Here is an 18,050-nt window from a genome sequence, read left to right as displayed (position 1 = left end):
CCAACGATGCCGTCCCACGTCTTGGCTCCCTCGTTCCCGATCGCGCGCCACACCTTGGGCAACGGCCTGCGCGTCGTCGTCGCCCCCGACCGCAGTTCGCCGGTAGTGGCCGTCGCCGTGCATTACGACGTGGGGTACCGCTCCGAGCCCGAGGGCCGCACCGGCTTCGCTCATCTCTTCGAGCACCTGATGTTCGAAGGCTCCGAGAGCCTGCCGAAGTTAGAACACGCCCGTCTCATCCAGGGCAACGGCGGCCAGTTCAACGGCAGCACGACGCCGGACTTCACGAACTATTTCGAGGTCCTGCCCTCGGGCGCGCTGGACTTGGCGCTGTTCCTCGAGTCCGACCGGATGCGCAGCCCGGTGATCACCGAGCACACCATCGCCAACCAGATCGACGTGGTGAAAGAGGAAATCCGGCTCAACATCATGAACCGTCCCTACGGCGGCATGCAGATGATCCACCTGCCCGAAATCGCCTTCACCACGTTCAACAACGCCCACAACGGTTACGGCAGCTTCGTCGACCTCGAATCGGCGACCGTCGCCGACGCCAAGGACTTCTGGAAGCGCTACTACGCCCCGGGTAACGCGCTGCTGACGATTGCGGGCGACGTCGACCCCGACGACGTGTTCAAGCTGGCCGAGAAGTACTTCGGCGACGCGCCCAAGCGTGCGGTGCCGAAGGCGCGCAGCTTCTCCGAACCCGTGCCGCAGAGCGAACGGCGCCGCACGCACCACGACCCGATGTCGCCGACGCCGGCGCTCGTCGTGGGGTATCGCACGCCGAATCCGATCACGCAACTCGACGAGTACGCCGCCTACTTCCTGCTGGTGCAGCTGTTGACCGAAAGCGATTCGTCCCGGCTGCACAAGCGGTTGGTGAAGACGGGGCTCGTCAGCGCGATGGCCGGCTTGATCGGTCCCTTCGACAACTGGCTCGAGATGCGCGACCCGGTGTTGTTCAACGTGATCGCCATCTATCCACCCGGCGGCGACGCCGACGTGTTGCTCGACGTGATCGAGTCGACCGTCGCCGAAGTCCGCGACAACCTCAGCGAGGACGAACTCGTGCGAGCGCACACCATGGCCACGGCGCGCTACCTCCGGGCCACCGACGGTGTGCTCAGCCGTGCGCTCACGATCGCGCCGCTCGAACAACAACGCGGTCGCGCCGAACTCATCAACGAACTCCCGTTCGCGCTGGCGAAGGTCACCGTCGACGACGTGAAGGCGGTCGCCGGCAGATGGTTCGGCGCCGACCGGCGGGCCGTCCTCGATTGGCAGCCGGGAGGCGAACGATGACGGCGCGACCGATCCCCGAAGTCCGTGAGACGAAACCGGGCAAGCTCCCCCCGGTCGTCGACGAGACCCTGGACAATGGGCTTCGCATTCTGGCGGCGCGCAAGCCGGGCATTCCGATGGTCCAGGTGCGTCTGCGCTTCGGCGTGACCAAAACCCGCGACTGGGGCAGCGGGGTGCTCGAGGACATCGTGTCCACCACGATCCTCACCGGCACGAAGTCGCGCTCGCAGACCGACATCGCCGACGAGATGCAGCACATCGGGGGTGACGTCCACAGCCTCGTCGACGCCGACAACCTGTTCATCTCGGCGACGTGCCTCGCCGACGAGCTCGACCGCTACCTCGCGCTGCTCAACGACATCGTCCGCCACGCCACCTACCCCGAAGAGGAAGTTGTTCTCGCAAAGGCGCAGACGGAGCAGGGCATCGCCATCATGCACAGCCAGCCGGCGGCGCGGGCGCAATTCGCCATCGCCGAGCGCGTCTTTCCCAACCATCCCTACGGCCGCCCGATGCCGCAGCCGCACGAGGTCGAGCCGATCACGCGAGCCAACGCCCGCGCCTATCACCGCTCTGTCGTGCGTCCAGGCGGCGCCCTCCTGACGTTGGTCGGCGACGTGCCGCCGGCCAAGATGGTCAAGGCGGCGGAGCGGGCGCTGGCCGACTGGACCGGCAGTCGCAAGCCCCCAAAGGTCCCGGCGCCGAAGCCGGTCGTGCCCGGACCAGTCCGGCTCGTACACCAGGCCGGGGCGGTGCAGACGAACATCCGCATCGGGGGTCTCGGTGTCAGCCGTTCGCATCCCGATTTTCCCGCTCTCACGCTGGCGCTGACCATCCTCGGCGGCGGGTTCACGTCCCGGCTCAACCACAATCTGCGCGAAGACAAGGGCTACACGTACGGTGCGTCGGCGGGCATCACGCACAATGTCGGCGCCTCGGTCGTCAACGTCGGCGTCGACGTGCAGACGTCGGTGACGGCTCCGGCGCTGGTCGAGACGCTGTACGAACTCGGCCGCATGGCGACGACCGTCGTCACCGACGAGGAACTCGGGGCGGCGAAACGCTTCCTCGTCGGCCAGCTGGCGATGTCGGCCGAGACCCAGGCCGGACTCGCCAGCTACGTCACCGCGCTGGCCATCGCGGGTCTCGACGTGTCGTATCTGCGCGAATTGCCGGTGCGGGCGCACAAGGTGACCGCTGAGGAGGTTGCGGCGGCCGCCGCCAAGTACCTTGCCCCGGCGATGCTCGCTCCTGTCCTGGTCGGCGACGCTGACATCATCGGCGAAACGGTCGGCCGGGTCGCACCCGTCGAGGTAAGCGACTGATCCACGTCGTCCACGTCCAGCGCCGTCCGTTCGCGGGGCTGAACTTCAGCGTCGAGCGGTTCTTCGCGGCGTTACGCCGCGACATGCCCGAGGACGTGGAGGTCCGCGTGCACGTCGTGCCGTTCCGCTCGCGCGGCGTGATCCGCCGTGGCGTCGACATGGTGACGACCGCCCTGCAGCGCGGTGATGTGGTCCACGTCGCCGGCGACGTGCACTTCCTGGTGTTCGGGCTGCGCCGGCACCGCAGCGTCCTCACGGTCCTCGACTGCGGCGACACCACCGGCCGGGGGGTGCGCACCGCCGTGTTTCGGTGGTTGTGGTTCCGTGGACCGGCGCGACGGGCGGCGCGGGTCGTGGCGATTTCGGACTTCACCGCCGACGAGTTGGTCCGCATTACCGGCCTGCCCCGCGACCGCATCGACGTCATCGCGGTGCCCATCGACGACTCCTTCGCGCCGAAACCGCCGCCGGCGAACACCCGTCCCATCGTGTTGTGCTTCGGCCAGACGCCGAACAAGAACGCCGAGCGCGTGATCGAAGCGGTGCGCGGGCTCGACGTCGAGTTGCGCATCATCGGCGGGCTACCGGACACCACCGCGGCGTTCTTGAGGGCCAGCGGTGTCCGGTTCAGCAACGGCGTCGGCCTGTCGGACTGCGACCTGGTGGACTGGTATGCCGCGGCCGACGTCGTCGTGTTCCCGTCGCTGTACGAAGGCTTTGGCATGCCCATCGTCGAGGCGCAGGCCATCGGGCGGCCGGTCGTCACCAGCGATCGGGCGCCGATGAACGAGGTGGCGGGGGGTGCGGCCTGTCTGGTCGATCCCGAAGACGTCGTGTCGATCCGCGCCGGGATCGAACGGGTCCTAGCGGACACGGAGTACGCGGCGTCGTTAGTGGCCGCCGGCTACCGGAATCGCGAGCGGTTCCGGCCGCGCGACGCCGCGGCGAAGTACGCCCAGGTGTATCGCGAAGTCGTGGGGGAGCGGCTCTAGGAAGCCGAAGAGGCGTTGACGCGCTTCATGAGGCGCGACTTGCGACGGGCGGCGGCGTTCTTGTGGATGACGCCCTTGGTCGCAGCCTTGTCGAGCTTCTTGATGGCCAGCTTGAGCGCGTCGGGACCGGTTTCGGTGCCGGCGGCGGTAACCGCAGCCTTGGTGCGCGTCTTCAACTCGGAGCGCACGGCCTTGTTGGCGACGCGTGCCTTCTCGTTCGTGAGGATGCGCTTCTTTTGGCTCTTGATGTTTGCCACGGGTTTCCTAGCTGCCTAGCTGTTCAAGGACGTTCCAAGCTAGCAGGCTTGCTCTCCTACTATCCACCTGTGGTCCGTGTAGCCCTTGCCCCGCTCCCGGCGCGCCCGTGGGCGCCCGCCGCCGTCGCCGCTGCCGGCGCGCAGCTGGTGGAGGACCCGGCCGACGCTGACGTGCTCATTTTCCTGGCCCCGGACGACACAGAGGGCCTAGCCCGGGCGCTGAAGGAGTCGCCGCAGGCGTCGTGGGTGCAGCTGCCGTGGGCGGGCATCGAAGCCTTCGTCGCCGCCGGCGTCCTCGACCCTGCCCGCACGTGGACGTGCGGCAAGGGCGTGTACGCCGAACCCGTCGCCGAGCACGCCTTGGCCCTCGCCCTCGCCGGGCTGCGGGAACTGCCCCGGCGCATCCGGGCGACCACGTGGGAAGCCCAAGGCGGAGTGTCGCTCTACGACGGCAAGGCGACGATCCTCGGTGGCGGTGGGATCACCGAGTGTCTCGTCGACCTCCTGACGCCGATGCGGACCGAGATCACGGTCGTGCGCCGCGACACTCGCGCGGTCATGCCGGGGGTCGCGCACGTCGTCGCTCCCGACGCGCTGCACGAGGCGCTGCGCGCCGCCGACGCCGTCTTCCTTGCCCTTGCCCTCACGCCTGAGACGCGCGGTGTCATCGACGCTGCGGCCTTGCGGGCCATGCAGCCCCACGCGTGGTTGGTCAACGTGGCGCGGGGCGCGCACGTCGTCACCGACGATCTCGTTTTGGCGCTGCGTGACGGATGGATTGGGGGTGCGGGCCTCGACGTCACCGATCCCGAGCCGCTGCCCGACGGCCATCCGCTGTGGGACCTACCCAACTGCATCATCACGCCCCACACCGCAAATTCGCTCGCGATGGGTTTGCCGTTGTTGGCTAGGCGGGTGACGGAAAACCTGAGGCGATTCGCGGCCGGTGAGCCGCTGGTCGGCTTGGTGGATCTCGATGCCGGCTACTGACGACCTCGACCGCATCCGCGCGGTCGCCATCGTCGCCCACGTCGACCACGGAAAGTCGACCCTCGCCGATCGCCTGCTCGAGATCTGTGGCGCCGTCGACCCGCGCAACATGAAGGCGCAGTATCTCGACTCGATGGACATCGAGCGCGAGCGTGGCATCACCATCAAGGCGCAGAACGTGCGCCTGCAGTACAAGGCCCACGACATTTTCCTGATCGACACGCCGGGTCACGTCGACTTCGGGTACGAGGTCTCGCGTTCGCTCGCCGCGTGCGACGGCGTCATCCTGCTCGTGGACGCGTCGCAGGGGATCGAAGCCCAGACGCTCGCCAATTGCTTCCTCGCGCTCGAGCACGACCTCACCATCGTGGCCGCGTTGAACAAGATCGATCTCCCCGCCGCCGACCCCGACCGGTACGCGGCCGAGATCGAACAGGTCCTCGGGATCCCCGCCGACGAGATCCTGCACATCAGCGCCAAGACGGGTGAAGGCGTGCGCGAGTTGCTCGACGCTGTCATCGAACGCGTTCCGGCGCCGACCGGCGATCAGGACGCGCCACTGCAGGCGTTGGTGTTCGACAGCTACTACGACCAGTACCGCGGCGTGGTCTCCGCCGTACGCGTGCTCAACGGGCAGATGAACAACGGCTCGAAGCTGCGGTTCATGCAGACCGGTGGCGTGCACGACATCGAAGAGATCGGTCTCAAGACGCCCGACATGACTCCGGTCGCTTCCATCGGCACCGGCGAGGTGGGTTACCTCATTGCCGGCATCAAGAACTTGGCCGAGGCCCGCTCGGGCGAGACCATCACCGAGCAGGCGCGCCCCGCGAGCGAGCCGTTGTCGGGTTATCAGGAACCCAAGCCCATGGTGTTCTGCGGTCTCTTCCCGATCGACGGCGACGAGTTCGAAGACCTGCGCGAGTCCTTGGAGAAGTTGCGGCTCAACGACGCATCGTTCACTTACGAACCCGAGACGTCGGGCGCCCTCGGCTTCGGGTTTCGCTGCGGCTTCCTCGGTCTGCTGCACATGGAGATCGTGCGCGAGCGCCTCGAGCGCGAGTTCAACCTGTCGCTGATCGCCACCGCGCCCTCCGTCGCGTACAAGGCGCACGTCCACGGGGGCGCCGAGATCGAGGTGTCGAGCCCCGCGGCGATGCCCAACGCCGGCGAGATCGAATTCATCGAAGAGCCGATGCTGACCATCACGATCCTCACGCCGTCGACCTACACCGGCACGCTGATGGATCTATGCCAGACGCGGCGCGGCGAGATGAGCCGCATGGAGTACCTGTCGCCCGAGCGCGTCGAGTTGCAGTACCGCATTCCGCTCGCAGAGGTCGTGATGGACTTCTTCGACGCGCTGAAGTCGCGCACCAAGGGCTACGCGTCGCTCGACTACGAGCCTGCCGGGTACGAACGGTCGGACCTCGTGAAGCTCGACGTGATGCTCAACGGCGTTCCCGTCGACGCCTTCTCGACGATCATCCATCGCCAGAAGGCCTACGACTACGGCCGGCGCATGACCGAGAAGCTGCGCGAGTTGATCCCGCGCCAGATGTTCGACGTGCCGATCCAGGCGGCGATCGGAGGGCGAATCGTCGCCCGCGAAACGGTGAAGGCCAAGCGCAAGGACGTGTTGGCCAAGTGCTACGGCGGCGACATCACCCGCAAGCGCAAGCTGCTCGAGAAGCAGAAGGAGGGCAAGAAGCGGATGAAGAACATCGGCCGCGTCGAGGTCCCTCAGGAAGCGTTCGTCTCCGCCCTCCGTCTCGACGACTGACCGCTACGTCGGCGTCAGCGAGCGGAGCTGGCGGTGCACGGTGTTGGCGTGGCCCGCGGCGGTAAAGGTGATGTCTTCGACCACGACCAGCAGCGTTGCCGGGTCGACGTGGCGAGTGTCGGTGAAGGTGAACGTGGTGCGCTCGCCGGTGGTGTCGTCGGTGCTCGAAAATGTCTCGGTGCCGCGCACCACATAGGTGGCAACGGACTGGCCACCGACCACGTCGGTGGCGCGGCCGGTGACGGCAATCGAGGTCGTCTCCCCGTCGCCGGCGTCGGCGTCGGCGCAGGTCGGCGTGGTCTTCCATTTGTCGCCCGTCGTCAGCGGGAGTTGCAGGACGAGCACGGGCGGCTTGTACGTGCACGTGTCGGGGTCCTCACCGGCGTAGGCCGACTCTTCGCTCAGCAACTCGAAGGCGTGTCGCGTGACGCGGTAGGTGTCGGTGGTCTTCACCGTGTCGCCGTCGTCGTCTTCGGTCACGACTGACGTGACGGTGACCGCGTCGGCCTGGCGCTGCGCCGTCCAGCGCTCGCTGGTGCTCGTGGTGTCGCCGTCCTGCGTCTCGTCGTAGGTGTAGGTGCCGTCGGCCGGCGCCGGCAGCGCGCCGGCGACGATGGTGGCGGTCGACGCCGCCGCCTTGGTGCGGCTGTGCGCCGTCGTGGTGGCGGTCGACTCGTCGCTCGCCGTTGTTCCCGAGCCGGGCTCACCGCGCAGTGCCGGGCTCGTCGGCGCCCCGTCCTGGGCGGTCAGGCTGTCCCATTCTTCTTGGCGCACCCGCGATCCGCATCCCGACGCCAGCAGCGCCACCACCGTGAGGAGCAACGCGAGCCGTCGGGTCACGCCGTGACCACGCGTCGCCCGCCGGCGCGCTTGGCCACCAGCAACGCGGCGTCGGCGCGCTCGAACGTCGCTTGGCCGTCGCCGCCGGCGTGCACGGCCACCCCCGCCGAAAACGGCGTCGGCGCGCTCTGGCGCAGGCGCTCGACGACCGCGCTGGCCGCCGACGCGCCGCCGCGCAGCACGATCACGAACTCGTCGCCGCCCCAGCGCGCCACGGTGTCCTGCGCCCGCACTCCGCGCGCCAAATGCGCGGCGAGCGCCTGCAGCAATGCGTCGCCCGCCCCATGGCCGCGGTCGTCGTTGACCGCCTTGAGTTCATCGAGATCGACGACCACGACGGCATCGCCGTCGCGCAGGCTGCGCAGCGCGTCATCGGCCGCGGGTCGCGTGGGGATACCCGTGAGCGGGTCGACCGGATGACGACGCGTTACGAAGCGCCACAAATAGGTCACGGCAACGCCGATTGCGATCCCGGCAAGCACGTACACCCCCATCACGCATGCGAGGATAGGGCGATGGGGAGCAATTCTCGTCGTCTGGTCGTCGTCGGACAGGGCTACGTGGGTCTGCCGCTCGCGATGCGCGCCGTCGAGGTGGGCTTTGAGGTCATCGGCTATGAGATCGACGACCACCGCGTCACCCGCCTGTCGGCCGGCGACTCCTACGTCGAGGACATCAGCAGCGAGGAGCTCGGCAACGCCATCGCCAGCGGTCGGTACCGGGCCACGTCGGATCCCGCGGACATCTACGGCTTCGACGTCGCCGTCATCACGGTTCCTACGCCGCTGCGCGACACGCTGCCCGACCTCAGCCACATCGAGTCGGCGGCGCGCACCATCGCCGCTGCCTTGACCCCCGGCGCACTCGTCGTGCTCGAGTCCACGACCTACCCGGGCACGACCGAGGAACTGCTCGTGCCCATGCTGCACGAGGGTTCCAACCTCGACATCGGCACCGACGTGCTCGTCGGCTACAGCCCCGAGCGCATCGACCCAGGCAACGCCGAATGGACGTTCGTCAACACGCCCAAAGTCGTGTCGGGCATCAACCCGGCCTCCCTGTCAGCCGTCGACGAGTTCTACGGACAGCTGGTCAACGAGACGGTGCCGGTCTCGTCGCCCAAGGAAGCCGAGCTCACCAAGCTGCTCGAAAACACGTTCCGTCACGTCAACATCGCGCTCGTGAACGAACTGGCAATGTTCGCCGGTGAGCTCGGCATCGACGTGTGGGAGGCCATCGACGCCGCCTCGACCAAGCCGTTCGGCTTCATGCGCTTCCTGCCAGGCCCCGGCGTGGGCGGCCACTGCCTGCCGGTCGACCCGAGCTACCTGTCGTGGCAGGTGCGCCGGTCGCTGGGGGAGAGCTTCCGCTTCGTCGAGTTGGCCAATGACGTCAACGCCCACATGCCGGCCTACGTCGTGCGGCGCCTCTCGCGGGCGCTCAACGAACGCGGCCGGGCCGTCAACGGCAGCCGGGTGCTGTTGCTTGGCATCGGCTACAAGCGCAACACGAGCGACGCCCGTGAGTCGCCGGCGATCACCGTCGCCAGCGAACTCGTGGCGCTCGGCGCCAACGTGCGCGTCGCCGATCCCTTCGTGCAGCACAGCGTGCTCGAGGGCAAGGTCACCCGCGTCGAGTGCGATCGCGAGGAGCTTTCGTCGGCCGACGCCGTGCTGATGCTCACGAACCACGACGCCTTCGACGTGAAGGCCGTCGCGGAGCACGCTCGTTACGTGCTGGATTGCCGCCGCGCCGTCCCGGCCGGCGACAACGTCGAGTACCTGTAGCGGCTAGGCCTGCGTCGTCGCGTTGCGGCGGCGCTTGGAGGCCAGCACCATGAGGTAGCCGATGCCGATCAGGCCGAGGCCGAACGGCGTCCACTTCACGATCTCGGTACCAGTGCGCACGATGCCCGAGCGGGTAACGGTGCCGGGCTTGGCCAACGTGTAGCTGATCGTGACGGAGCGAGCCAGACTGTTGCTGCCGGTACCCGTCGAAACGATGTCGACGATGGTGCCGTAGGGCCCGAAAGTCACGGTCTGGCCGTTGATGTGACCCTGCACCTTCGTGCCCGCGGCGGCGAGGCCCGTGGCGGCGAAGGGATGCAGCGGCGAGCCCAGCGCGACGAGCGTCCGCAGGATCTCGATGCGCACGGTGATGCAGCCGTTGCTGTCGGCCACAACCGGCGCCAGGGTGATGCCCGGTGGCTGGACTCGGATGGTCACGGTCGTGCCCGGGGCGAAGTTGCACTCGCTGACGTTGACGACCGAACCCGGAACCAGCGGGCCAAGGTCACGCACGTCGACGGTGGGCTGCGGCGCCACGGTGGTGGCCGGCCCGGGGTAACCGGGCTCCGTGGTAGTGGTCTGGGCGAATGCCGTACCAGGCGTCAGCAGCGGGGCGGCTGCAAAAACGAGGGCCGCCATGCGAAAGACCGATCCGGTCCTGATCCAGCGCATAGCGGACATGCTACCCCTGGCGCTCTTTTCGGCAAACACCCTCTGATGTTTCATCTCTGGCGGACGGACCACTTCAAGTCAAGCGTGCGGTCCCAGTCGGTTGTGGTCGACGGGTGCTCGACGCGCCACCCCACGGCGCTGACCTGGACCTTCAGGTGCATCGGGCGCACACGAGGTTGGGGCACGAGCCGCAGCACCAACCGGCCATGGCGCACCGCGTGGGGGACCACGCTCGTGAATGACACCTTCCCGGTGTGGCCGGCAAGCACGTCGGTGACCTGAAAACTCAGTCGCAGTCCCGACTCCGCGACGCTGTCGAGCTGGTCGGCGGTGGACGGGCCCCAGAAATACACACGGGCGCGGTAGAGCCCCGCCTCGTTGCTGACGAAGCCGTCGGGCCCGAACTGCTCGCCGGACGGGGTCGGCACCGGCGCCGTGTTGGGCAGCGTCACCGTGGTCGTCACGATGGCGGTGCCGTCGGTGGTGAGCGCCACGCGCATGTCGACGGACGGGTCGACGAAGTAGTCGAGCTTCGTCGCCGTGCCGTTCTGCACCGACAGGTGGATCGTGCGTTCGGGGTGGAAGCGGCCAGGGCTGCCGCCGAGCCCGGCGCGCTCGATCGCTGTCTGTTGGGCGGGGTCGGCGGTCGACACCCAGATGTGGCCGCCGCGGGCGGCGCCGCCGAGCGCGTGCACCAGCGCCGCGGCGTCGAGCGAGCCGGACTGCACGTGGCTCACGACGGCCGCGAGCGTGGCCGCCACCTGTTCGAGGCGATGCGGGTCGCGGAACGTGGCGCCGGCTTGGGCGTAGAGGTCGTCGAGCAGGACCGCCGCCGCGTTCGCCGCGGTGATCGGTTGGTCTATGCCCGGCACCGTCACCGGGCCGGTGACGCTGAGCAACGCGGCGAGCGTTGGGACGTCGAGGGCCACGACGGCGTCGGCGCGCTCGCCCGTCGCCTGCTGGTACATCGCCCGCATCAGGGCTCCCGATAGCGACCTGTCGGCTGACGCGTTGACCGATTGCCACAGTCGGTTCGGTTGCAGTCCCCCGAAGATCTGCTGCGTGCCAGTCGGTAACGCCGGGTTGGTCGCGGGCCGGTCGACCGGGATGTCGAGCGTGCTGCCCGATCGGGCTAGGTGAAAGGCGCCGTCGGCCGTGTCGGCCACGGCGTAGCTCAGCACCATGCCCTGGTCGCGCATCTCGGCGTTGTTGAGCAAGGCCACGAACACGTGGTTCGGGCCGTGCGCGCCGAGCAGATCGGCGGCGACCCCCATCACGCCGGCGCCGTTGGTCAGGCGCGTCGCGGTGTCGCTCAGCAGTGCGTCGAGGTCCGTGGTGGCGTGGCCGAGAGGACCCCACTGGGCGTCGGAGTGCGTCGGTCTGATGGCGCGCAATTGCGCGCCCGCACGGGCCGTCGCGTCGCCGAGCGCCTGCAGTGATGCGAGGTCCACAGTGCCGTCGTGCACGGCGAGCTGGTTGGCGCGGCGCTGGGCGACGGCCGCCAAACGGTCGCCGATCGCGGCGGCATCCCGAGCGGCGCGCACGGCGTGGACGAGTCCGGACCGTTGGGTGTGCAGCACTGGCAACCAACCGGCGACGCGCAGCACGGGAGAGTTGCGCACTCGACGGTCGGCATGGTTGGTGCGGGCGACGGCGTGTCGGGTCGCGGTGCGCAGGCGCGTCGCCACCTGCGCGTCCGCCGCGTTCCCCAAGTCCGCCGCCGCGGCGGACAACTCTTGGCGCGAGACCAGCAGGTCGCGGCGCGCCGCGCGGAGGTCCCACGCCGTCCACAGGCCCAGCACGACCACGAGGAGGGCGGCGGCGATGAGCCACGGCCGCCCGGGCAGCCGCCCGCGCCGCCGGCGACGGCCCGAGAGGCGGCGCAGGCGGCGGTCAGTCGCGGTGGGACGGTGCGCCATACGAGTTCGTCGGTACAGGTGCCTCGGCGGGGAGTCGGAGCAGCGCGACGAGTCCGGCGGCGGCCACGAGCGTCAGCGGGACGATCACGGGCACCGGGTCCAGGGCGCCGCGGCCTACGGCGACGCCCAGGCCACCGCAGGCGGCGGCCACGAGCGTGATGAGCGACGCCACGACACGCGTCGGGAGTCCGAGGCGCAACAGACGATGCGACGTGTGATCGGTGCCGCCGACGTAGATCGGCCGGTGGCGGGCGATGCGTGAGATGACGACGAGCGTCGTGTCGAACAGTGCTGGCGCGGTGAACAACACGACCGCGGCGATCGACGCCTCGTGCGCGACCGGGAAGCGCAGCTTCAACGCGATCGCCGCCAGGAGATACCCGAGTGGGAGGGCGCCGGCGTCGCCCATGAAGATGCGCGCCGGGTGCCAGTTGTAGATCAGGAAGGCAAGACACGTGCCGGCGACCACCGCCGCCATACCGCTCACGAGTACTTGGTGGTTCAGACCCGCGGTGATGAGCAACGCCAGTGCGGTGGCCGCCGCGATGCCGCCGGCGGCACCGTCCATGTTGTCGACGAGGTTGAACGCGTTCGTCACCCCGACGAACCACACCACCGTCAACACAACGTCGACCACACCGCCGAACAGCTGCACGTGCGCGCCTGCGGCGACCGCCGCCAAGGCGGCGCCGGCTTCGGCGACCAGGCGCGGCGCCGGCCGGAGGTTGCGGAGATCGTCGAGCAGGCCGACGACGCCGAGCAACAACGCGCCGCCGATGATCACCGCCGCCTCGAGTTGCCACTCGCCGATGAAGGGCGACGCCGCCGCGGCCACGAGCACGATGGGGACCCCGCCGAGGTACGGGGTGGGCGTGTCGTGGAGACGGTCGGCGCGGGGCATCGACGTCACGTTGTTCAGCACGGCGACGCGCTGCGCGAGCGGAATGACGATGAGTGCGGCCACGAACGCCCCGATGCCCAGGAAGACGGCGCTGAGTGGCACGAGGCCGAGGGTATTCGGCCTCTAGCCTCCTCCTGTGGACACACCGCTGAAGCCGCCGGTCTCACCCATGTTGGCGAAGTCCCAGCCGACGATTCCCCTCGGTGAAGGGTGGCGATACGAGCCGAAATGGGATGGATTTCGCTCGATCATCTTCCGGCACGGCGACGACGTCGAGCTCGGCAGCCGTAACGCCAAACCCTTGACGCGCTACTTCCCCGAAGTCGTCGAGTACGTGAAGGCGGCGTTTCCGGACGACGCCGTCGTCGACGGCGAACTGGTGATCGTGGGGGACAACGGTGCCGTCGACTTCGACTTGCTGAGCCTGCGGGTGCACCCGGCGAAGTCGCGCGTCGAGCGCCTGAGCACCGAGATCCCCGCCCTCTTCGTCGCCTTCGACCTGCTCGCCGTCGACGGCGAGGACATCTGCGACCAACCCTTCGACGTCCGCCGGGCGCGCCTCGTCGACGCGCTCGACGGCAAGGGCAAGGGCATCTACGTCACGCCGATGACGACCGACCCCGCCGAGGCGCAGGTGTGGTTCGAGCGCTGGGAGGGTGCGGGCCTCGACGGCGTGATGGCCAAGAAGGGCGACGACACCTACCACCCCGGGCAGCGCACGATGATCAAGATCAAGCACGAGCGCACCATCGACTGCGCCGTCGCCGGCTTCCGCTGGCACAAGGACGGCCAAGGCATCGGCTCGCTCCTGCTCGGCCTCTACGACGACGCGGGCAACCTGCATCACGTCGGCGTGACCGGTTCCTTCACGCAGGCGAAGCGGCGCGAACTCGTCGACGAGCTGGCGCCGCTGCGCGAGAACGCGACGGACAACCACCCGTGGGGCGAGTGGGCCCAGATGCAGGCATCCGGCATGGACAAGCCGCCGACGGGCAACCGCTGGAACGCCGGCAAGGACATGTCGTGGGTACCCCTGCGCGTCGAACTCGTCGTCGAAGTCGCCTACGGCCATTTCCAGGGCGGCACTCGCATGCGCCACGCCGCGTCGTTTCGCCGCTTCCGCTACGACCGCGAGCCCCGCTCGTGCACCTACGAACAGGTGCGCATGCCCGACACCGTCAACATCGCCGAAGTCCTCGCCGCGACTTAACATCGAACGGGCAGTAGCGACGTCGCGCAAGAGCGAAAGAACCGGCATTCGTGCGTGGGTTGCCGCTCGGGGCTTCGACGTGCAGTTAGGGACGTGAGAGCCTTCGGTGAAGTGCCTCCAGCGTCCCCAACTGCACGCGAAAGTCGAGAGCGCGTACGGCCGATCTCGACTTTCGCGAAACTGCGTGGTTGGCTGACCGCGAGCGCGACGATTACAGAGCGTGATCTTGGGCAAGTTATCGACGCTGCTGGCCGCCTCGGTGCGTGCACCGGAACTCGCAGTCGCGCTTCTCGTGGGCTTGACAGGTGCAGTGGTCATCGCTGGCTTGGTGTTCGTCCCATCCAAGATCGCAACTGAGCGGAATAGGCGGAGTCTCCTTCGAGACTGCCCAGATGACGTTCGCTACGTGTGCTCGGCGTACGCGTGGCCGTCACGATCGGATGACCCGTCCGATCCTTTCGAGCGATTTCGATTCCCGCGCGTGTTGGCGTCCGAGCTGAAGAACAAGCACGTGCTGGCGTAAAGCCAGGACCGTGTCGGCTCCGGCAGGAGGCAAACGTGCTTCGATCTCGCCGCTCCGCACCGTGTGACCATTACGCGACGCAGACAGAGCGTGAGCGTCTCACCAAGGTCCGCGCGATGACAGAAGACGAGCTGCGAGCAGAGCTGCTCGCTGCCGAGCGCAGGAACGGTCGGTGAAGCCAAACAAGGCGCTGAGTGCCGCGATGTGCGGTTGATGCAGACCAAGGAAAGCGTCCCCGCGGAACGGCTTATGCATCAGCGCCCGAGGTCCTCGCCGCGACCTAACCCTCGTTCCAGGGGCCGATGCCGCCGACCTTGTCGACGCGGTAGTGGACGACGTAGCCGGCGTTCGGGTCGTCGCTCGGGCGGAACTCGGCGTCGGGACCGACGTAGATCTTGCCGAGGTCGTAGAGCAGTTGGGCCGCCCCACCTTCGGTGACACGTGCGGTGGCGTGGATGAGCAGCGTGTGTTGCATGCCGTTGGGCAGGCGTGTGTCGCCCTCGATCGACAGCACCACACGCGGCTCGCGCTGCAGGTTCTTTACTTTCTGCCACGCGCCGAGGTGGCCCGAGACGAGTTCGTCGCCGTCGAGGCCGACCCAGATGACGCTCAGCTGGGGCGACCCGTCGGCGTTCACGGTGGCGCAGAGGGCGAGCTTGCCCGAGCGGATCAGGTCCTTGGCGGCATCGTTGAGTTGCACTGGTCAGTCCTTCTTCTTGCGCGAGGGGTTCACCCGCGGCGGTTCGTTCGGTTGTTTGGGGTACACGGGCGGCCAGGGAGCGTCGAGCATGCCGTTGGCGGTGTCGCGGGCGTTCATGTCGAGCAACGGTTGCAGCGACTGCGGGTCGTCGTACATGGCCGCCCACGGGTCGCCGTTGGCGGCGAGGCGCGCCGGCACCGTCGCGAGGTTGAGAGCGTAGATGTCGACGGTCGGCAACTCGTCCCAGGTGAAGGGCGCACTGACGCGGGCGTCGTCGTTGGCGCGCACGCCCCACGCGCCGAACACCGTTTTGTGCGGGCAGTTCTGGTTGTAGTCCACGAAGACGCGCGCGCCGCGCTCCTCCTTCCACCACTGCCACGTCATGAGATCGGGGCGGCGGCGCTCCAGTTCGCGGGCCAGGGCGACGGCGCACGAGCGCACCTGGTAGCTGTCGAGGCGCGGCGCCACGTTGACGTAGATGTGGATGCCCCGCGATCCCGTCGTCTTGGGGAAGCCCTTGATGCCGAGTTCGTCGAGCAGCGCCTTCACCTCGGCGGCGCCCTCGCGCAACATCTCGAAGTCGACACCGGGGGAGGGGTCGAGGTCGATGCGCAACTCGTCGGTCATGTCGGGCGTGGCCGCGTGGTACGGCCACACGTGGAAGCCGAGCGAACCGAGGTTGACGGCCCACAGCACATGTTCGATGTCGGCGATCACGAGGGCGTCCGACGTCGTGCCGTTGGGCGTCGACACGACGGTCGTCTGGAGCCAGTCGGGTCGCTTGTCCGGCACGCGCTTTTGGAAGAACGACGGCCCGCTCGCGCCGTTGGGGTAGCGCTGCAACAGCACGGGCCGACCGCCCATCGCCTTCAGGATGGGCACCTCGACGGAGCGGTAGTAGTTCGCCAGGTCGGCCTTGGTCTCGCCGCGGTCGGCGAACATCACCTTGTCGGGGCTGGTGATCTCTACGTGCGGCGAAGTCACCCCCGCAGTCTTGCCACCCACGCCGCCTCGGCGCGGCCAAGCTCCGTCGACGGTGCGCCCCCGGCGAAGGGCCAGATCTCCTCGGTGATCTTCAGCCAGTCGGCCTTGGCTTCGAGGCGGGCGAGGATGGCGTAGAGGCCGAGGTTGATCCGCTGGAGGATGGCGTACTGCGGGAGCATGTTGGCGTACTTCTGCACCTTCGAGCCGTTGGGGTCGAAGAACTTGCCGACCATCGCGGCCGCGTACTCATGGGTGACGAGCCGGTGGCCGCCACCGTGGCGGATCAGTTCGTAGAAGTACCCGAAGTACTGCTCGACCTCTTCGTCGGTCAGTGGCGCGTCGCGGTGCAAGAAGCCGATGTCCTCGACGGTGCGGCGGTACGCGGCGATGTCGTCGTTGAGTACGAGCGTTTCGATCATCGCCGCCGCGCCATCCATGTCGCGCTGCGTGAAGCGCTTCACCAAACCGAAGTCGAGGAACGTCACGCGGCCGCCGGGATGGAACAGGTAGTTGCCCGGATGCGGGTCGCCGTTGAAGGCGTGGAAGGCCCAGAGGCTGCGGAACACGAAGCGGTAGATCGCCTCGGCGGCGAGCTGCTTCTCGTCGTCCGGCCACTGCTGCGCCACCTCGTCGAAGCGGGCGCCGTCGACTAACTCGGTTGTCAGCACGCGCTCGGTCGACAGTTCGTTGAACACGCGCGGCACGTGGATGAAGGGATGCTCGGTGTACCACCGGGCGAAGTCGGTCTGATTCTTCGCTTCGATGCGGTAGTCCGTTTCTTCACCGAGGCGCTCGCGCAGTTCGTCGACCAGCGGCTTGGGGTCGAGGTGCGGGAACAGCATCTTGAGCATTGAGAACAGCATCTGCGAGTTGTCGAGGTCGGCGGTGATCGCCTCGGCCACCCCCGGGTACTGGACCTTGACTGCGACTGCCTCGCCGTCCTTGGTCACGGCTCGGTGCACCTGGCCGATCGACGCCGCCGAGATCGGCTGCGGATCCCATTCCGCGAACACCGCGTCGGGCGCCGCGCCGAGCTCGCGCTCGATCACCTGCGCCGCCAGATCCGCGCTCATGGGCGGCGCGTCGGCCTGGAGCGTGGCCAGGGCGTCGCGCATCGCCTCGGGCAGCCCGTCGTCGAGGAAGCTCGCCATCTGGCCGATCTTCATCAGCGCGCCCTTCATGTTGCCGAGGACGTTGGCGACCTCCTCGGCGGTTTTCATCTCGAACGCGGCGTCAAGTTCCGCTTGCTTCTCGGGCGACGCCGTTGCCCGGCGCGCCTGGTGCGACGCGTACGACGCACCGACCTTCGCCGACGTGCGCGCCAGCGCGACGTTGCGGGCCATCGCCGAGGTGTGCACGACGCCGGCGCCCGCCGTCGCCGGCGACGGCCGCGACCGCTTGTAAAGCTCGACGCCGGTCCATCCGACGCCGACGAGCAAGAGGAGGCGCAGGAGGCGACGCATCGCGCTTGTTCTACGCCACCCGGTCGAGGGTCGCCGACACGCGGTCAGTGCAGCGACGGCGCGCCTCGTCGATCGACACCCACTCGTACTCGTCGGCGTCCACGACGAAGTGCTGGTCGTTGACCGACGCCACGAAGACGATCCACGACGGGTCGAGGTCACCGAGAGGCCACATCGGCAGGCGCAGCCCGGCGAGTTCGTACAGGGCGCGGGCCGCGCACGTGGCGACGGGCTCGTCCGGGAGCCGCGTCGCCGCCGGCGGGCCCCACTGGCCGCGTCGGCGCAGCAGCAGCAGCTCGTCGGGTCCGCGGCGCACGAGCACCGACGCACCCCACGGAGGCGTGGGGGAGAGGAACAGACCGTCCAGGGGAACTTGCAATTGCGGTTCCGTCACTTGTC

The 18,050-nt window shown here is 68.4% G+C and carries 17 protein-coding genes; 7 read left to right on the top strand and 10 right to left on the bottom strand.

All coding sequences use genetic code 11. From position 1 onward, the window contains the following. The first annotated feature begins 6 nt into the window (after window positions 1–6). The 3 genes from VHC63_12890 (at window position 7) to VHC63_12880 (ending at window position 3,622) form a co-directional block, all read left to right on the top strand. Entirely contained in the window at window positions 7–1,305 is a 1,299-nt protein-coding gene (locus tag VHC63_12890; protein ID HVV37498.1) for a pitrilysin family protein, read from the top strand. Continuing rightward, window positions 1,302–2,630 carry a pitrilysin family protein gene (locus VHC63_12885; GenBank protein ID HVV37497.1) on the top strand — a complete coding sequence of 443 codons (1,329 nt, stop codon included), beginning with the start codon at window positions 1,302–1,304 and terminating at the stop codon, window positions 2,628–2,630. The genes VHC63_12890 and VHC63_12885 overlap by 4 nt, the downstream gene beginning before the upstream one ends. Window positions 2,631–2,713: 83 nt before the next feature. Beyond that, window positions 2,714–3,622 carry a glycosyltransferase family 1 protein gene (locus tag VHC63_12880; GenBank protein HVV37496.1) on the top strand — a complete coding sequence of 303 codons (909 nt, stop codon included), beginning with the start codon at window positions 2,714–2,716 and terminating at the stop codon, window positions 3,620–3,622. Here VHC63_12880 and rpsT read toward each other — a convergent pair. Beyond that, the gene (rpsT, locus tag VHC63_12875) at window positions 3,619–3,879 is read right to left on the bottom strand and encodes a 30S ribosomal protein S20 (protein ID HVV37495.1); all 261 of its coding nucleotides are present in this window, start codon (window positions 3,877–3,879) and stop codon (window positions 3,619–3,621) included. The genes VHC63_12880 and rpsT overlap by 4 nt on opposite strands. A gap of 69 nt (window positions 3,880–3,948) precedes the next feature. Here rpsT and VHC63_12870 point away from each other — a divergent pair, with 69 nt between their 5' ends. Further along, on the top strand, window positions 3,949–4,869 hold the full coding sequence (locus tag VHC63_12870) for an NAD(P)-dependent oxidoreductase (GenBank protein ID HVV37494.1): 921 nt from the start codon (window positions 3,949–3,951) through the stop codon (window positions 4,867–4,869). Further along, the gene (gene lepA / locus VHC63_12865) at window positions 4,856–6,652 is read left to right on the top strand and encodes a translation elongation factor 4 (GenBank protein HVV37493.1); all 1,797 of its coding nucleotides are present in this window, start codon (window positions 4,856–4,858) and stop codon (window positions 6,650–6,652) included. The genes VHC63_12870 and lepA overlap by 14 nt, the downstream gene beginning before the upstream one ends. A 3-nt stretch (window positions 6,653–6,655) precedes the next feature. Here the strand turns inward: lepA and VHC63_12860 are convergent, their stop codons facing one another. Together VHC63_12860 and VHC63_12855 are read right to left on the bottom strand one after the other, a co-directional pair. Then, complete coding sequence (locus VHC63_12860) at window positions 6,656–7,492, bottom strand: hypothetical protein (GenBank protein HVV37492.1); 837 nt, start codon at window positions 7,490–7,492, stop codon at window positions 6,656–6,658. After that, on the bottom strand, window positions 7,489–7,986 hold the full coding sequence (locus tag VHC63_12855; GenBank protein HVV37491.1) for a GGDEF domain-containing protein: 498 nt from the start codon (window positions 7,984–7,986) through the stop codon (window positions 7,489–7,491). The genes VHC63_12860 and VHC63_12855 overlap by 4 nt, the downstream gene beginning before the upstream one ends. 21 nt (window positions 7,987–8,007) lie before the next feature. Between VHC63_12855 and VHC63_12850 the strand changes: the two genes are divergently transcribed. Continuing rightward, entirely contained in the window at window positions 8,008–9,279 is a 1,272-nt protein-coding gene (locus VHC63_12850; GenBank protein ID HVV37490.1) for a nucleotide sugar dehydrogenase, read from the top strand. A gap of 3 nt (window positions 9,280–9,282) precedes the next feature. Here VHC63_12850 and VHC63_12845 read toward each other — a convergent pair whose 3' ends face one another. Genes VHC63_12845 through VHC63_12835 form a run of 3 tightly spaced genes read right to left on the bottom strand, consistent with a single transcriptional unit; the run spans window position 9,283 to window position 12,873 of the window. Next, on the bottom strand, window positions 9,283–9,951 hold the full coding sequence (locus tag VHC63_12845) for a hypothetical protein (protein HVV37489.1): 669 nt from the start codon (window positions 9,949–9,951) through the stop codon (window positions 9,283–9,285). Window positions 9,952–10,001: 50 nt separating this feature from the next. Further along, complete coding sequence (locus VHC63_12840; GenBank protein HVV37488.1) at window positions 10,002–11,870, bottom strand: DUF4012 domain-containing protein; 1,869 nt, start codon at window positions 11,868–11,870, stop codon at window positions 10,002–10,004. After that, a complete protein-coding gene (locus VHC63_12835) occupies window positions 11,845–12,873 on the bottom strand; it encodes an MraY family glycosyltransferase (protein ID HVV37487.1) in 1,029 nt (342 codons plus the stop codon). The genes VHC63_12840 and VHC63_12835 overlap by 26 nt, the downstream gene beginning before the upstream one ends. A 34-nt stretch (window positions 12,874–12,907) precedes the next feature. Here VHC63_12835 and VHC63_12830 point away from each other — a divergent pair, with 34 nt between their 5' ends. Beyond that, the gene (locus VHC63_12830) at window positions 12,908–13,981 is read left to right on the top strand and encodes an ATP-dependent DNA ligase (protein ID HVV37486.1); all 1,074 of its coding nucleotides are present in this window, start codon (window positions 12,908–12,910) and stop codon (window positions 13,979–13,981) included. A gap of 803 nt (window positions 13,982–14,784) precedes the next feature. On the opposite strand, the gene VHC63_12825 is transcribed toward VHC63_12830, so the two are convergent. The 4 genes from VHC63_12825 to VHC63_12810 are packed head-to-tail and all read right to left on the bottom strand — an operon-like array spanning window position 14,785 to window position 18,030. Then, the gene (locus VHC63_12825) at window positions 14,785–15,204 is read right to left on the bottom strand and encodes a PPOX class F420-dependent oxidoreductase (GenBank protein ID HVV37485.1); all 420 of its coding nucleotides are present in this window, start codon (window positions 15,202–15,204) and stop codon (window positions 14,785–14,787) included. A gap of 3 nt (window positions 15,205–15,207) precedes the next feature. Beyond that, window positions 15,208–16,188 carry a non-homologous end-joining DNA ligase gene (ligD, locus tag VHC63_12820; GenBank protein ID HVV37484.1) on the bottom strand — a complete coding sequence of 327 codons (981 nt, stop codon included), beginning with the start codon at window positions 16,186–16,188 and terminating at the stop codon, window positions 15,208–15,210. Further along, entirely contained in the window at window positions 16,185–17,651 is a 1,467-nt protein-coding gene (locus VHC63_12815; protein ID HVV37483.1) for an AarF/ABC1/UbiB kinase family protein, read from the bottom strand. The genes ligD and VHC63_12815 overlap by 4 nt, the downstream gene beginning before the upstream one ends. Before the next feature lie 10 nt (window positions 17,652–17,661). Next, window positions 17,662–18,030 carry an NUDIX hydrolase gene (locus tag VHC63_12810; protein ID HVV37482.1) on the bottom strand — a complete coding sequence of 123 codons (369 nt, stop codon included), beginning with the start codon at window positions 18,028–18,030 and terminating at the stop codon, window positions 17,662–17,664. Window positions 18,031–18,050: the final 20 nt, after the last annotated feature.

It is taken from the genome of Acidimicrobiales bacterium (assembly GCA_035546775.1).
Taxonomy (GTDB): domain Bacteria; phylum Actinomycetota; class Acidimicrobiia; order Acidimicrobiales; family JACCXE01; genus JACCXE01.
Note: the sequence above shows the minus strand (reverse complement) of the source record. Positions and strands in the feature narration are given on the sequence as shown.